The organism is Streptomyces altiplanensis (assembly GCF_053591575.1).
The window spans coordinates 25,193-39,358 of the sequence record NZ_JBSFUB010000005.1; the positions used below are offsets into that span (position 1 = coordinate 25,193).

At 73.2% G+C, this 14,166-nt stretch carries 14 protein-coding genes; 3 read left to right on the forward strand and 11 right to left on the reverse strand.

Annotated features, from left to right (window positions below):
- Positions 1 to 6 precede the first annotated feature (6 nt).
- The 3 genes from ACWD0Y_RS03375 to ACWD0Y_RS03385 are packed head-to-tail and all read right to left on the reverse strand — an operon-like array spanning position 7 to position 2,675.
- Positions 7 to 687 carry a response regulator gene (locus tag ACWD0Y_RS03375; protein ID WP_450258793.1) on the reverse strand — a complete coding sequence of 227 codons (681 nt, stop codon included), beginning with the start codon at positions 685 to 687 and terminating at the stop codon, positions 7 to 9.
- Positions 684 to 1,922 carry a MacS family sensor histidine kinase gene (gene macS / locus ACWD0Y_RS03380; RefSeq protein WP_450258794.1) on the reverse strand — a complete coding sequence of 413 codons (1,239 nt, stop codon included), beginning with the start codon at positions 1,920 to 1,922 and terminating at the stop codon, positions 684 to 686. The genes ACWD0Y_RS03375 and macS overlap by 4 nt, the downstream gene beginning before the upstream one ends.
- Before the next feature lie 24 nt (positions 1,923 to 1,946).
- Positions 1,947 to 2,675, reverse strand: a complete 729-nt coding sequence (locus ACWD0Y_RS03385) for a lysophospholipid acyltransferase family protein (RefSeq protein ID WP_450258795.1) — start codon at positions 2,673 to 2,675, stop codon at positions 1,947 to 1,949.
- Between the two features lie 170 nt (positions 2,676 to 2,845).
- Here ACWD0Y_RS03385 and ACWD0Y_RS03390 point away from each other — a divergent pair, with 170 nt between their 5' ends.
- Entirely contained in the window at positions 2,846 to 3,625 is a 780-nt protein-coding gene (locus tag ACWD0Y_RS03390; protein WP_450258796.1) for an alpha/beta hydrolase, read from the forward strand.
- A complete protein-coding gene (locus ACWD0Y_RS03395; protein WP_450258797.1) occupies positions 3,618 to 4,358 on the forward strand; it encodes a hypothetical protein in 741 nt (246 codons plus the stop codon). Before ACWD0Y_RS03390 ends, ACWD0Y_RS03395 begins: the two co-directional genes overlap by 8 nt.
- A gap of 85 nt (positions 4,359 to 4,443) precedes the next feature.
- Here ACWD0Y_RS03395 and ACWD0Y_RS03400 read toward each other — a convergent pair whose 3' ends face one another.
- The 6 genes from ACWD0Y_RS03400 to ACWD0Y_RS03425 form a co-directional block, all read right to left on the reverse strand.
- Positions 4,444 to 5,202: an endonuclease/exonuclease/phosphatase family protein gene (locus ACWD0Y_RS03400; protein ID WP_450258798.1), complete on the reverse strand. Its 759-nt coding sequence runs from the start codon at positions 5,200 to 5,202 to the stop codon at positions 4,444 to 4,446.
- Positions 5,203 to 5,281: 79 nt separating this feature from the next.
- Positions 5,282 to 6,223, reverse strand: coding sequence for an ROK family glucokinase (locus tag ACWD0Y_RS03405; protein WP_450258799.1), 942 nt, complete (start codon positions 6,221 to 6,223; stop codon positions 5,282 to 5,284).
- A 55-nt stretch (positions 6,224 to 6,278) separates the two neighbouring features.
- Positions 6,279 to 6,767: a DUF5304 domain-containing protein gene (locus ACWD0Y_RS03410; RefSeq protein ID WP_450258891.1), complete on the reverse strand. Its 489-nt coding sequence runs from the start codon at positions 6,765 to 6,767 to the stop codon at positions 6,279 to 6,281.
- Positions 6,768 to 6,887: 120 nt separating this feature from the next.
- The gene (locus ACWD0Y_RS03415) at positions 6,888 to 8,147 is read right to left on the reverse strand and encodes an ArsA family ATPase (RefSeq protein ID WP_450258800.1); all 1,260 of its coding nucleotides are present in this window, start codon (positions 8,145 to 8,147) and stop codon (positions 6,888 to 6,890) included.
- A gap of 8 nt (positions 8,148 to 8,155) precedes the next feature.
- A complete protein-coding gene (locus ACWD0Y_RS03420) occupies positions 8,156 to 8,611 on the reverse strand; it encodes an SRPBCC family protein (protein WP_450258801.1) in 456 nt (151 codons plus the stop codon).
- 106 nt (positions 8,612 to 8,717) lie between these two features.
- Positions 8,718 to 9,467 carry a metallophosphoesterase family protein gene (locus ACWD0Y_RS03425; RefSeq protein ID WP_450258892.1) on the reverse strand — a complete coding sequence of 250 codons (750 nt, stop codon included), beginning with the start codon at positions 9,465 to 9,467 and terminating at the stop codon, positions 8,718 to 8,720.
- A gap of 289 nt (positions 9,468 to 9,756) precedes the next feature.
- Here ACWD0Y_RS03425 and ACWD0Y_RS03430 point away from each other — a divergent pair, with 289 nt between their 5' ends.
- A complete protein-coding gene (locus tag ACWD0Y_RS03430) occupies positions 9,757 to 11,553 on the forward strand; it encodes an AMP-dependent synthetase/ligase (protein ID WP_450258802.1) in 1,797 nt (598 codons plus the stop codon).
- 94 nt (positions 11,554 to 11,647) lie between these two features.
- On the opposite strand, the gene ACWD0Y_RS03435 is transcribed toward ACWD0Y_RS03430, so the two are convergent.
- Complete coding sequence (locus tag ACWD0Y_RS03435; RefSeq protein WP_450258803.1) at positions 11,648 to 12,802, reverse strand: glycosyltransferase family 4 protein; 1,155 nt, start codon at positions 12,800 to 12,802, stop codon at positions 11,648 to 11,650.
- Between the two features lie 100 nt (positions 12,803 to 12,902).
- Positions 12,903 to 14,150, reverse strand: a complete 1,248-nt coding sequence (locus tag ACWD0Y_RS03440) for a hypothetical protein (RefSeq protein ID WP_450258804.1) — start codon at positions 14,148 to 14,150, stop codon at positions 12,903 to 12,905.
- Positions 14,151 to 14,166 lie beyond the last annotated feature (16 nt).

Sequence of the window (14,166 nt, forward strand, 5' to 3'; positions counted from 1 at the left end):
GGCGCACTAGGCGTCGTCGAGGCCGCGTTCGATCGCGTAGCGGACGAGTTCCACGCGGTTGTGCAGCTGGAGCTTGCCGAGGGTGTTCTGCACGTGGTTCTGGACGGTGCGGTGCGAGATCACCAGGCGCTCGGCGATCTGCTTGTACGAGAGCCCCTTGGCGACCAGCCGCAGCACCTCGGTCTCGCGGTCGGTGAGCTGGGGTGCCTTCGGCTCGTTCGGCGAGGCCGCGGGCGCCGGGTCGGAGGCCAGCCGGCGGTACTCGCCGAGGACCAGGCCCGCCAGGCCCGGGGTGAAGACCGGGTCGCCGGCGGCCGTGCGCCGTACCGCGTCGATGAGCTCGTCGGGCCCCGCGGACTTCAGCAGGTAGCCCGTCGCGCCGGACTTCACCGCTTCCAGTACGTCGGCGTGCTCGCCGCTCGCGGACAGCACGAGGACCCGCAGCGCCGGGTCGGCGCCGACGAGCTCCTTGCAGACCTGGACGCCGGGCATGCCGGGGAGGTTGAGGTCGAGGACGAGGACCTGGGGTCCGACGGCCTGGGCGCGGCGCACCGCCTGCGGCCCGTCGCCCGCCGTGGCGACCACGTCGAACCCCGCGGCTTCGAGGTCGCGGGCGACCGCGTCCCGCCACATCGGGTGGTCGTCGACGACCATCACCCTGATCGCCTGCTGCTGCTCTTCGCTCATCGCGCCTGTCCTGCCTTCCCCCGTGGAACCTTCAGTTCTACTTCCGTGCCCTGCCCCGGCACCGAGATCAGCTCGGCGGTGCCCCCGATGTCCCGCAACCGCCCTCGGATCGACAGGGCGACGCCGAGGCGCCCCTCCCCCTCGGCCTGCGCGAGCCTGCCCTCGGGGATGCCGGGGCCGTCGTCCCGCACCGTCACGATCACTTCTTGCGGCCAGTCCTCGACCAGGATCCAGGCCCGGGCGTCCTCTCCCGCGTGCCTGCGGACATTGTCCAGTGCGGCACTGACAGCCGCCGCGAGCTCCCGGGCCGCCGCCGCTTCCAGCAGGACCGGGGCGCCGGGCTCGGCGAAGGTGACCCTGGAACCGGCGTGCGGGGCGAGCAGGGAGCGCAGATCGCAGGGGCACCCGTCGCCCGTGCCGCCGTCCTCGTCGCCGTCGTCCACCTCGACCGTACGGACCACCGCGCCCTGCGCGGCGTCCTCCGAGGCGCGCGTCGCCGGTACGAGGCCGCTGGAGACCAGGGTGCGCAGGGCGATCTCCTGCTCCCCGGCCATCCTGCCCAGTTCGGCCGCCTCGCCGCCGAGGGCCGCGCCGCGCCGCTGCACCATGGCGAGGACCTGGAGCACGCTGTCGTGGATGTCACGGGCGAGGCGCTCGCGCTCACGGGTCGCGGCCTCGATCTCCAGGGCGCGGGCGAGGGTGCGCTCGGAGGCGCGGGCGACCTCGACGACGTAACCGATCGCGATGGAGGCGACCCACACCAGCAGGACGTTGTGGAGGGTGTCCCGGCTGGGGTGGCCGCGCTCGACGATGTTGGCGGCGGCGACGAAGGAGGAGGCGAAGGCCGCCCAGCGCCAGCCGCCCTTGATGGCGAACGCGAGGACGGAACCCGCGGTCCATATCGACGGCAGGGTGGAGCCGTCGACCTGCTGCGCGTGGAAGTCGGCGAGCGGGGTGAGCAGGATGCCGGTCAGGGCGACGGCGAGGTCGACGCCGAGGAAGCGCTTGGTGCAGCTCGCCGCGTTCGCCACCTTGGGGAGCGTGACGAGGGTCCAGAGGGACATCACCGCGAGGAAGGCGACGGCCACCCACGGACGCTCGAACTTCTCCCGGGTGAACACGAAGAGGAACACCGCGTAGAGCATCGTCAGGACGCGGTAGGCGGTGAGCGCACGCCACAGCGGCTGCTCGACCGACATGCGTACGACCCGCTCGCGCCGAGCCTTGGCCATCATCCCCATCCCCCCGGACGGACGCGGTTACGCGCCGCCCTGCTCCGCCTTCTCGGCCTTGGCGGCCTTCTCCGCGTCGGCGATCTGGCGCTTCGCCGCCGTCGCGTAGATGTCGACGTACTCCTGGCCGGAGAGCTTCATGATCTCGTACATGACCTCGTCGGTCACCGACCGCAGAATGAACCGGTCTCCGTCCATCCCGTGATAGCGGCCGAAGTCCAGCGGCTTGCCGATCCTGATCCCCGGCCGCATCAGCTTGGGCATGACCTTGCCGGGCGGCTGGATCTTCTCGGTGTCGATCATCGCGACCGGGATCACGGGAGCGCCGGTGGCGAGCGCCACGCGCGCGAGGCCGCCCGGTTTTCCGCGGTAGAGACGGCCGTCGGGCGAGCGGGTGCCCTCGGGGTAGATGCCGAAGAGGCCGCCGCCCCTGATGACCTGGATGCCGGCCTTGATCGCCGCCTCGCCCGCGCCGCGCGCGCCCGAGCGGTCCACGGGCAGCTGGCCGACGCCCTTGAAGAAGGCGGCGGTGAGCTTCCCCTTCACACCGGGCGAGGTGAAGTACTCGGCCTTGGCGATGAAGGTGACCTTGCGGTCGAGGACGGCGGGCAGGAAGAAGGAGTCCGAGAAGGACAGGTGGTTGCTCGCGAGGATCGCCGGGCCCTCGGCGGGAATGTTCTCCAGTCCCTCCACCCAGGGCCTGAAGGCAGCCTTCAATGGCCCTCCGATGGAGAACTTCATTGCGCCGTAGATCAACCGAGTGCCTTCCCTGTGTCTGTCGACAAGACCATAACCGGTGCGGGGCCTGCGCTCTCTCCGCACAAGGCCGCCCGACGGACCTGGTCGGTGTCGGTCCGGTCGCGTACGGTGAAGTACATCGTGCGCTCCCCCTTTCGCCGTCCAAGACTCATGAACAGGAGACCCCGGTGCCGGTCCTCCCTGGAGCCGAGCCGTTCCGCCACGAGGGCGGAGAGGTCGGCGTCCTCCTCTGCCACGGCTTCACCGGTTCCCCGCAGTCGTTGCGCCCCTGGGCCGACCACCTGGCCGAGCGCGGACTGACCGTCTCCCTCCCGCTGCTGCCCGGTCACGGCACCCGCTGGGAGGACATGCAGCTCACGGGCTGGCAGGACTGGTACGCGGAGGTCGACCGCGAACTGCGCGTGCTGAGCCGGCAGTGCAGCCAGGTCTTCGTCTTCGGGCTCTCCATGGGCGGGGCCCTGACGCTGCGCCTGGCCGCGAAGCACGGGGACGCGATCAGCGGGATCGCCGTGGTCAACCCGGCGAACAAGGTGCACGGCCTGTCGGCGTACGCGCTGCCGGTGGCCCGCCATCTCGTACGTACGACGAAGGGGCTGCGCAGCGACATCGCCAGGACGGGGGTGGAGGAGGTCGGTTACGACCGCGTCCCGCTGCACGCGGCCCACTCCGTGCGGAACTTCTTCCGGATCGTCGACTCCGAGCTGCCGCAGGTGACCCAGCCGCTGCTGCTCCTGCACAGCCCGCAGGACCATGTGGTGCCGGCGGCCGACTCGGCCCGCATCCTCAGCCGGGTCTCGTCGACGGACGTCACCGAGATCCTGCTGGAACAGAGCTACCACGTCGCGACGTTGGACCATGACGCGGAGCGGATCTTCGACGAGAGTCATGCGTTCATCGGCCGCCTCGCTCCACGTGTCGGGAAGAAGGGGAGCACCACCGGTGGCTGAGCACGACGCGGAGCCTGCGGGCCGCGAGGAGGGGCGGGAGCCGGACGAGACGGCGGGGGCGGCAGAGGCGGCCGCCACCGGGGCGCCCGCCACTGGGGCGCCCGCTGCCGGGGCGCCCGCCGGGCCGTCCGCCGGGCCCCCTGTCGACGAGGACGCGGCATGGGCCGCGATCGTCGCCGGGTACGGCGAGGAGCCGCCGGATCCGCCGGGCGCGAAGCCGTTCAAGCCGATCGAGGACCTCTTCCTGCCGGAGGGCGACGACGACCTCAACGGTGCCGGCACCGGCGCCGTCACCGACCGGCCGGAGAAGCCGCCGAAGAAGGGCCCGGAGGCCGGGGCGGACACCGGGACCGGGCAGAAGGACACGGATCCGGACCCGGACAGGCCGCTCGGCAGCTCCGTCGTCTTCGCCCCCGGCATCGGCGGCCCGCGCAACTACTCCCTGGCGGAGCCGCGCGAGGACGACCTCGACGGAAGCGACGAGGGCCACTTCGTCCCTCCGGAGCCGCCCCCGCTGCCGCCCGCCGACGCCACGGCCAAGTTCGCCTGGATAGCGGTCCTCGGCGGCCCGCTGCTGCTGCTCGTCGCCGTGCTGTTCCGGTGGGACATGACGTGGTGGCTGACGACGCTCGGCGTCGGCGGCTTCCTGGGCGGCTTCGCCACGCTGGTGGCGCGGATGACGCACGACGACGACGAGGACGGCGACGACCCCGGCCGCGGCGCGGTCGTGTAGGGGCTTTCCTCCGCCCCTTCCCCCGTGCCCTCACGCACTGGGCGGGCCCGGATCGAGCCCGCCCGGTGCGAGCGCACGCCCGCGCCTAGGCTGCCGGGACCCGCAGCGCCGCCAGCACCGGCAGGTGGTCCGTGGCCGCCCTCACGTCCGCCTCCGGGAGGTCCGGCGGGACGCCGCAGCCCAGGACTTCGATCCCCGGCGTCGCGAAGACCGCGTCGATGCGCTGGCGGGGGTCTTCCGGGGTCGAGGTGAACTCCCCGCCCCACGGCTTCGCCGCCCAGCAGTCCTGGAGCTCACCCGCCAGCCGGCGGAAAGTCCGCCCGTCCGGCCGGTCGTTGAGGTCGCCGCCCACGACCGCGTGCTCCACGCCCATCTCCCCGACGCGGTCGAGCAGCATCCCGCCCTGCGCGTACCGCTCCTCGCCCTGGAGGCTCAGGTGGCAGCTCAGTACGCCGAGCCGGGCACCCCCGATCCGTACCACCGCCGTCGCGAACCCCCGCTGGTGCAGCCCCGGCGTACGCGGCAGCAGCACGTCCTCCGTGCGCTCCACCGTCACGCGCAGCGAGCACAGCAGCAGCGGCCCCGAAGCGGTGGCTCCGCCGCCGAGCACCACCAGGCCGCTGTGGGCGGCGAGCCACGCCGCGCGCTTGCGCCAGCGGAAGAACCTCGGGGCCTCCTGCACGAGGACGAGGTCGGGCTCGCAGGCGGCGATCACCCGGGCCAGCGCCTCGCGGTCGTCGCGCATGGAGCGGATGTTGTAGCTGAGGACACGGATCACGGCCGAACCGTCCGGCTCGGTACGGGAAGCGGGCAGCGTATTCGTCGCAGTCCTACTCGTCGCCATGCGGATCAAGATACGGAAATGCCCGCCGCGCCCCAAGAGGGCATGGCGGGCACTCCGCACACGTACGGGCGTGCGGGCGTCAGCCCTGGCGGGCCAGGTCCGCCGCCCCGACGAGGCCGGCCTTGCCGCCCAGCTGCGCCGCGAGCACCTGCGCGTGCGGACGCCACTGGCCGCCGATGAGCCAGCGCCGGAAGGACTTGCGGATCGGGTCGAGGACGAGTTCGCCCTCGTCCGAGACACCGCCGCCGACGATGAACGCCGACGGGTCGAAGAGCGAGGCCAGGTCGGCCAGGCCCGCGCCCGCCCAGCGGGCCAGCTCGCGGAAGGAGTCGACCGCCACCGGGCAGCCCTGCCGGGCGGCCTCGCTGACGTGCTTGCCCTCGATGCCCTCGACCGTGCCGTCACCCAGGGCGAGGAGGAGCCGGGCGTTCTCGGGGGTGGCGTTGGCACGCTGCTTGGCGTACCTGACAAGGGCCCGCCCGGACGCGTACTGCTCCCAGCAGCCCTGGTTGCCGCAGCCGCACAGCAGGCCGTCGGGGACGACCCGGATGTGGCCGAACTCGGCGGCCACGCCGAAGCGTCCGCGGCGCAGCTTGTTGCCGATGATGATGCCGCCGCCGAGACCGGTGCCGAGGGTGATGCAGATGACGTCCTCGTGGCCCTGGCCGGCGCCGAACTTGTACTCGCCCCAGGCCGCCGCGTTCGCGTCGTTCTCGACGACGACCGGCAGACCGACGCGCTGCTCGACCTTGTCCTTCAGCGGCTCGTGCCGCCAGTGGATGTTCGGCGCGAAGAGAACGGTGGCGCGCTTGTCGTCGACGTACCCGGCGGCGCCGATGCCGACCGCCTCGATCTGGTGGCCCTTGCCCGCCTCCGAGACGGCCGCGCAGATCGCGTCGACGATGCCTTCGGCAGTCGACGGAGTGGGCACCTTGTGGGTGTCGAGAATGGCGCCCTCTTCGTCGACCACGCCTGCCGCGATCTTCGTGCCGCCGATGTCGACGCCGATGGTGAGTCCCATGTGTCCCTCAGTTTTCGGTCGAGCCCCGCTAGGGCAACCGTACCCGAGGCCCGGCTCAGTCCAGATCGATGTGGGTGCTCGACGAGGGGCCTTCGGGGCCGTCCTCGCCGTCGGCGCCGTCCTTCTTGTGCTCTTCCGGCTTGCGCTCTTCCGGCTGCGACGGGCCGCGGGTCCAGCGGCCCTCCTGGCCCTGGACGGCGGAGCGGTAGGCGGCGAGCAGCTCGTTGCCGGCCGCGGCCAGGTGGTCGAAGACCTCCGGGTTGCGCTCGATGACCGGCTCGACGGCGGACTTCGCCTGGCTGATGAACTGGCTGACGGCGCCCTGCGCGGCCATGCCGGGCAGAGCCGACTGGAGGGAGGCGACCTTGTCGGCGACGGCGTCGACGAGCTTGCGCAGCTCCTCGGCGGCGGACCCCGGCTGCGCCCCGCCGTCCTGGGCGCGGCGACGGGCCCTCTCGGCGGCGAGATCCTCGGCGCACGCCTTCGCCCACGCGTCGGCGTCGGGGGCCTCGGCGGGCTCGGGGGAGAAGGGGGCCCCTCCCATGCTCTTCGAGCCGTGGGGGAGCTCGGTGGCATCGCTCATGGCGGACTCCTGCGACAGGGGGCGGTTCGTACCGTACGTACGCCTCGTACCACTGACGTTACCCGAACGGCGGCAGGCGGTTCACTTGGTCTGCGGCCACAACCGGGGGTCCGGCGTGAACCGCACCTTCAGCACGCCGCCCGTCAGGCCCGCGCCCGAGACGTCGCAGCGGCGCAGGGCGGAGGGCAGCGGCAGGATCCGGCGGAACGGGCCCGCGTCGAGGACGAGTTCGTCGCCCCGTCGGACCAGGCCGATCTCCTCCTTCACGGCGCCGGGCAGCGGAAGGTGCCAGACGAGGACGCCGTCGTCGGCGAGCCGGTCCTCCACGGGCCAGGGCTCGTCCGCGTCCCCGCGCCCCGGCTCCACCGCGAGGGCCCCGTCCCCGGCCAGCGCGTCCAGATCGTCGAGACCGCGCGGGTCGCGGCCTAGGTGACGCACCTCGCGGACCGGCGCCGCCCGCTGCCACACGTCGCACCACTCGGCCAGACACTTCTGCTGCTGGGCGGAGAGCGTCGCGAGCCAGGTGTCCGGGGAGTCCTGCGGCAGCGTCCGGTTCGCCGTGACCGCGTCGACGCCGAGGCCGAAGAGGGCCAGTCCGGTACGGGCGGTGCGCAGGGCGTCGGCTCCGGCGGGCCCGGGCTCGGCGACCAGCCGTACGGTCGTGCCGGGGTCGGCGAGCAGGGTCTGGACGGCGGCCAGTTCCCCGTCCCAGCGGGCGGCCGTCTCGTACAGCCACTGCGCGGGCATCGGGACACCGGCGAGCTGGGCGAGCATGGGCCGCAGCGCGCGGGCCGCCTGCCGCTCGGGCGGCAGCAGCCGGCGCAGGTAACGGCGCAGCTGTTCGGGGAGGGCGAGGACGGCGAGGGCCGAGGACAGTGGCGGCAGGTCGACCACCACCAGGTCGTACGTTCCCGGAAGGCCGCCGGTGCCGTCGCCGGCCTCGGCGCAGGCGCGCAGGGCGCGCAGGAGGGCGAACTGCTCGCCGCCCGGGAGCTCGGTCAGTTCCTCGGCGGCCAGCCGGTTCGCGCCGAGCAGGTCGAGTATGGAAGCCGCCCGCTCCTGGAACGCCAGGAGCTCTGCGCGGGAGTGGGCGCCGGAGTCGAGCCGGGCGGCCCAGAGCCCCGGGGCCGCCTCGACGGGCGCGGGGCCGGTCGCCGTGCCCAGGACCGCGCCCAGGGTGTCCGTCGCGTCGGTGGAGAGGACGAGGACCTTTCCCCGGCCCCCCGGCCGCGTCCGGGAGGGGGAGGACCCGTCCCCGCCGCGTGCCGCCGCGAGGGCGGTCGCCGCGGCGACCGTGGTGCGGCCCGCGCCGCCGGGGCCGGTGACGAGGACCGTACGCATGCGGGACATCAGCCCTTCGGCTGGCTCGGGTGGCTCTCGACGCGCTTCTTCAGACCGGCCAGGGCGCGGTCGATGATGACCTTCTCGGCCTTGCGCTTGATCATGCCGAGCATCGGGATCTTGACGTCGACGGTCAGCCGGTAGGTGACCTCGGTGCGGCCGCCGTCCAGCGGGGCGAGGCTGTACGAACCGTCGAGGGCGCGCAGCATCTGGGACTTGACCAGCGTCCAGCTGACCTCGTTGCCACCGGTCCAGGTGTACGCGAGGGTGTGGTCGTCCTTGATCGCGCCGGCGTCCAGGAGCAGGCGCACCCGCTCGGCGCGGCCCTCGGCGTCGGTGGCCAGGACCTCGGCCTCCTTCACCTCGCCGGTCCACTCGGGGTAGCGGGCGAAGTCGGCGATCACGCCCATCACGTCGGCCGGCGCCGCCTCGATCGTGATGCTCGAGCTGGTGTGTTCCGCCATCGCTGTGGCTCCTCCAGTGCGGTTCCGGTCAGGGGACAGGGGTTTCGGGGGCATGTCCGCGTGAAGGCTACCGCGATCGGCCGGGGGGCCCGTCACCGCTCCGGGCTCACCACTCCAGCGCCCAGGGGCGGCCGGTGGAAGCGAAGTGACCGACGTTCACGCATTCCGTCGCGCCGACACGCATGCGCCGGGCCAGCGGCTGGTGGACGTGGCCGAAGAGCGCGTACCGGGGGCGAGTACGGCGGATCGCGTCGAGCAGGGCCCGGCTGCCGCGCTCGAAGCGGCGGGCGACGGTGTCGTACACGAGCTCGGGGACCTCGGGCGGGATGTGCGAGCACAGCACGTCCACCTCGCCCAGCGCCTCGACCTTGGCGGCGTACTCCTCGTCGCCGATCTCGTAGGGCGTGCGCATCGGCGTCCTGAGGCCGCCGCCGACGAAGCCGAAGACGCGGCCGCCGATCTCGACGCGCTCGCCGTCGAGGACGGTGGTGCCGGGCCCGGCGTACTCGGGCCACAGCTGCGGCATGTCGACGTTGCCGTAGGTGGCGTACGTCGGGGTGGGGAACGCCGCGAAGAGTTCGGCGTACTGCTTGCGCACCGCCTTCTCGGTGGCGGCCGCCCGGTCGATGCCCTCCCACAGCCTGCGGCCGAGCTCGCGGGCCTCCTCGAAGCGGCGGGCGGTGCGCAGCTCGACGATCAGGTCCGCGTTCTCCGTGCCGAAGAGATCGGGGAAGATCCCGCGGGAATGATCGGCATAGTCGAGGAAGAGCACCAGGTCACCGAGGCAGACGAGCGCGTCGGCACCGTCTCCCGCCCTGGCCAGGTCCCTGGCGTTCCCGTGTACGTCGCTGACCACATGGACTCGCATGACGATCACCCTAGGATGCCCGCCCGGGCCTGGGTAGAGGGGGTCGGACCTGCGGTTACTTCCAGGTTGCCGCCGGATTGGACTAGTCTGCGCGGAGCACCGCCGCGACGTGTGACGCAGCGAACATCTGGTCTTACCCCCCTATCGGGAACCGACTACTGATGGGTAACGTCCGGGCAGTCCAAATGTGCTCACCCCACTGAGCACCTGCCCGGTCTTGGACCGCAGTCGACGCGCACACCGACGTGGCGCCGGCGCCCGATGAGGAGCAGCAGTTTTGCGCGAGTTCAGCCTTCCGGCCCTGTACGAGGTCCCCTCGGACGGCAACCTGACAGATCTCATCCGCCGCAACGCCACGCAGCACCCAGAAGTGGCGGTCATGAGCCGCAAGGTCGGGGGCGCCTGGACCGATGTCAACGCCACCGAGTTCCTCGCCGAGGTCCGCGCCGCCGCCAAGGGCCTGATCGCGGCCGGCGTGCGGCCGGGAGACCGGGTCGCCCTGATGTCCCGCACCCGCTACGAGTGGGTGCAGCTGGACTTCGCGATCTGGAGCGCGGGCGCGGTGACCGTGCCGGTGTACGAGACCAGCTCCGCCGAGCAGGTGCAGTGGATCCTGGGCGACTCCGGCGCGGTGGCCGTGATCGTCGAGAGCGGCGCGCACGCCGCCGCCGTCGAGTCCGTACGCGACCGGCTGCCCGCCCTGGAGCACGTCTGGCAGATCGACGGGGGCGCCGTGGAGGACCTGTGCGCCTCGGGCGCCGGGGTCACGGACGAGACGGTCGACGAGCGCAGCGCGAGCGCCAAGGCGGACGACCCGGCCACGATCGTCTACACCTCCGGCACCACCGGCCGCCCCAAGGGCTGCGTGCTCACGCACCGCAGCTTCTTCGCGGAGTGCGGCAACGTCGTCGAGCGCCTGAAGCCGCTGTTCCGTACGGGCGAGTGCTCCGTACTGCTCTTCCTGCCGGCCGCGCACGTCTTCGGCCGGCTGGTCGAGGTGGCGTCGGTGATGGCGCCGATCAAACTCGGCTGCGTACCGGACATCAAGAACCTCACCGACGAACTCGCCTCCTTCCGGCCGACGATGGTCCTCGGTGTGCCGCGCGTCTTCGAGAAGGTCTACAACTCGGCCCGCGCCAAGGCGCAGGCGGACGGCAAGGGCAAGATCTTCGACAAGGCCGCGGACACCGCGATCGCCTACAGCCGCGCGATCGGCACCCCGCAGGGCCCGTCCTTCGGCCTGAAGCTCAAGCACAAGGTCTTCGACAAGCTGGTCTACAGCAAGCTGCGCGCGGTGCTCGGCGGCCGCGGCGAGTACGCGATCTCCGGCGGCGCCCCGCTGGGCGAGCGCCTCGGCCACTTCTTCCGCGGCATCGGCTTCACCGTCCTCGAGGGGTACGGCCTGACCGAGTCGTGCGCGGCCACCGCCTTCAACCCGTGGAACCGGCAGAAGATCGGTACGGTCGGCCAGCCGCTGCCGGGTTCGGTCGTGCGGATAGCGGACGACGGCGAGGTGCTGCTCCACGGCGAGCACCTCTTCTCCGGCTACTGGAACAACGAGAGCGCCACCGTCGAGGCGCTGACCGACGGCTGGTTCCACACCGGCGACATCGGCACGCTGGACGAGGACGGCTACCTCGCGATCACCGGCCGCAAGAAGGAGATCATCGTCACGGCGGGCGGCAAGAACGTCGCCCCCGCGGTGATCGAGGACCGCATCCGGGCGCACGCGCTGGTCGCGGAGTGCATGGTGGTGGGCGACGGGCGGCCGTTCGTGGGCGCGCTGGTCACCCTCGACGAGGAGTTCCTCGGCCGCTGGGCCGCCGAGAACGGCAAGCCGGCCGGTTCGACCGCGACGGCGCTGCGCGAGGACCCCGAGCTGCTCGCGGTCGTCCAGCAGGCGGTGAACGACGGCAACGCGGCGGTGTCGAAGGCCGAGTCGGTGCGCAAGTTCCGCGTGCTGGCGGCCCAGTTCACCGAAGAGGCCGGACACATCACGCCGTCGCTCAAGCTGAAGCGCAACGTGGTGGCGAAGGACTTCGCCGACGAGATCGAGGCGCTCTACCGGAGCTGACGGCCCGGCGCCGGTGGAGTCCCGGAACCGGGCCTCCACCGGCCGCCCCGCACGGCGTCGCCCCCCAGCCTCCGGCCCCCACCGCCTCATTGCCTCACAGCAATGCCTTCAGTTCCTCCGCGAGCAGGTCCCAGCGCCACTTCTCCTCGACCCACTCCCGGCCCCGCTCCCCCATCCGCCGCCGCAGCTGCGGGTCCTGGAGCAGCGCGACGATCCGCTCCGCGGACTCCTCGGCCGCGGCCTCAGCGGGCCCGCCGCGCACCACCCAGCCCGTCTCCCCGTCCAGTACGGCGTCGGGCGCCCCGCCCGAGTCGCCCGCCACCACCGGCAGTCCGGTCGCCGACGCCTCCAGGTAGACGATGCCGAGCCCTTCGACGTCGAGCCCGCCCCGGCGCGTACGGCACGGCATCGCGAAGACGTCGCCCGCGCCGAAGTGCGCCGGCAGCTCCGCCCACGGCACCGGCCCGGTGAAGCGCACCGAGCCGGCGACACCGGTCTCGGCGGCCAGCTTCCTCAGCTCCTTGGCGTACGGCCCGCCGCCCACGACCAGCAGCACCGCGTCGGGCACCTCGCGCAGGATCCGGGGCATCGCCAGGATCAGCGTGTCCTGGCCCTTGCGCGGCACCAGGCGGGACACGCACACCACCACGGGTCGGCCGGCGAGCCCGAGCCGCTCACGGACCGCGTCGCCGCCGGAGCCGGGGTGGAAGGTCTTCTCGTCGACGCCGGGCGGCAGCTGGACCATGCGCGCGGCGGCCTCGGGCGTGAGCGCGGCCGCGATCCGCGAGCGGGTGTACTCGCCGAGATAGGTGATCGTGTCCGTACCCTCGCCGATCCTGCGCAGCAGCTGCCGGGAGGCGGGCAGCTGGGCCCAGCCCGCCTCGTGGCCGTGCGTGGTGGCGACGATCCGCTCCGCTCCCGCCCTGCGCAGGGCGGGAGCCATCAGTCCGAGCGGCGCGGCCGCCCCGAACCACACGGACCCGCAGCCGTGTTCGCGCAGCAGCCCGGCCGCGCGCCGGGTGACGCGCGGCGTCGGCAGCAGCATCGTCGTCCGGTCGCGTACGACGGTGAACGGCTGCTCGGCGTCGAAGGCCGCGGTGGCCGCCGCGCCCTCGCTGCCGCGCTTCCAGGTGGAGGCGTAGACGACGAGCTGCTCGGGGTCCAGGCGCAGCGCCATGTTGTGCAGGAACGCCTGGATGCCGCCGGGGCGGGGCGGGAAGTCGTTGGTCACGATCAAGGTCTTGTGCATCGCCGCCGACAGTACCGAACGGCCCGGCCCGCCGGCGCGACAGGCCGGGCACCGCACCCCGCGGAGCCTCTCCCCCGACCGCCCCGCCCCGGCTCCGCGGTTACGCGAGCCGCTCCCGCACGTACGCGCGCCACCGCGCCGTGAAGTCCTCCGGAGTCGTGTCCAGCACCTCGTGCATCGCCTTCTCGACCGCGCCCTCGCGCCGCCCGTGCCCGCCGACCGCCCGGTAGAAGGCCGTCAGCCTCTCCTCGCCCCACTCCTGCGCGATCAGCGCACAGGCCAGCCAGCCGCCCTCGTACGAGCGCGCCAGCGTGTCCGTGTCCGCGCCCGAGCCGAAGCCGAACTCCTGGTCCGTCGGCAGTGCGGCGGGCAGGTCCTTCTTCCGCACGGCCCGCCCGAGCTCGGGGGCGGCCTCGCTGGCGGTGCGCCCGGTCTCCCGGTACGCCGCCCAGTCGGCGAAGCCCTCCGAGAGCCACATCGGGGTGGCGGCCGAGGTGTCGGCACGGGTGGCGACGTGGGCGGCCTCGTGGGTGAGGACGATCTGCTGTCCGAAGCCGCCGAGCAGCGCGTACGCCTCGGGGTTGACGATCACCCGGTCCGCCGGCGCGGCTCCCGAGCCGCCCGTCTTCCCGGTGGTGACGGCCGCGATGCCCCGGTACCCGGCCGCCGGAGCGCCGAGCAGCGAGCCCATGGAGTCGAGCGAGGGGGGCACCAGGACCACCAGGCGCCGCGCCCACCGGCCCGGCCAGGCCCGGTCCGCCGCCTGCACCGCGCGGTCGGCTGCGTCCGCCATGGCGCGCAGCCGCTGCTCGTCCTGGCCGGCGCCGAGGACCAGGCTGCGTGCGCCGCGTACGACCGTGACCTCGCCCTGCTCCCAGAACTGGCGCCCGCCGCCGCTGCCCGGGTGCTCGGCGGCGACGTACCAGCGCCCGTCCCGCCGGACCAGGTCCAGCCGTTCGGCCGCCTTCACTGGCGCGTCGTCGTACCCGTCGAACCGGTAGCGCAGCTCGACCTCGGCGGTGGCGCGTTCCGCGCCCGTACGGTCGAGGGCGGTCAGCCGGTACTCCCAGGAGCGCAGCGGCACCTGCGCGAGGTTCGCGAACTCCCTGCGCCCCGCCGCCCGCAGGCTCGCCGCCGCCGGGTCGAGGGCGGCGAGATACGCGCTCTCGTCACGGTCGACGACGGCCGCCGCCCTGCGGTCCAGTGCCCGCCGGATGTCCTGGGCCGCGGTGTCCGCCGGCTCCCCGGGGGCCGCGCACCCGGACACGAGCAGGAGCGCGGCGAGGAGCGCGGCGGGGCCCGGCCCCGCCCACCGCTGCCACCGAGTCCCGCGCCGCCGTCCTGCCACCCGGCCGATCGTACGG

What these genes read in the sequence shown, in the direction of transcription:
- ACWD0Y_RS03375 (WP_450258793.1), bottom strand. Translation starts at nt 687, where the DNA reads ATGAGCGAAGAGCAGCAGCAGGCGATCAGGGTGATGGTCGTCGACGAC.
- macS (WP_450258794.1), bottom strand. Translation starts at nt 1,922, where the DNA reads ATGATGGCCAAGGCTCGGCGCGAGCGGGTCGTACGCATGTCGGTCGAG.
- ACWD0Y_RS03400 (WP_450258798.1), bottom strand. Translation starts at nt 5,202, where the DNA reads ATGGCGACGAGTAGGACTGCGACGAATACGCTGCCCGCTTCCCGTACC.
- ACWD0Y_RS03405 (WP_450258799.1), bottom strand. Translation starts at nt 6,223, where the DNA reads ATGGGACTCACCATCGGCGTCGACATCGGCGGCACGAAGATCGCGGCA.
- ACWD0Y_RS03410 (WP_450258891.1), bottom strand. Translation starts at nt 6,767, where the DNA reads ATGGGAGGGGCCCCCTTCTCCCCCGAGCCCGCCGAGGCCCCCGACGCC.
- ACWD0Y_RS03415 (WP_450258800.1), bottom strand. Translation starts at nt 8,147, where the DNA reads ATGCGTACGGTCCTCGTCACCGGCCCCGGCGGCGCGGGCCGCACCACG.
- ACWD0Y_RS03420 (WP_450258801.1), bottom strand. Translation starts at nt 8,611, where the DNA reads ATGGCGGAACACACCAGCTCGAGCATCACGATCGAGGCGGCGCCGGCC.
- ACWD0Y_RS03435 (WP_450258803.1), bottom strand. Translation starts at nt 12,802, where the DNA reads ATGCACAAGACCTTGATCGTGACCAACGACTTCCCGCCCCGCCCCGGC.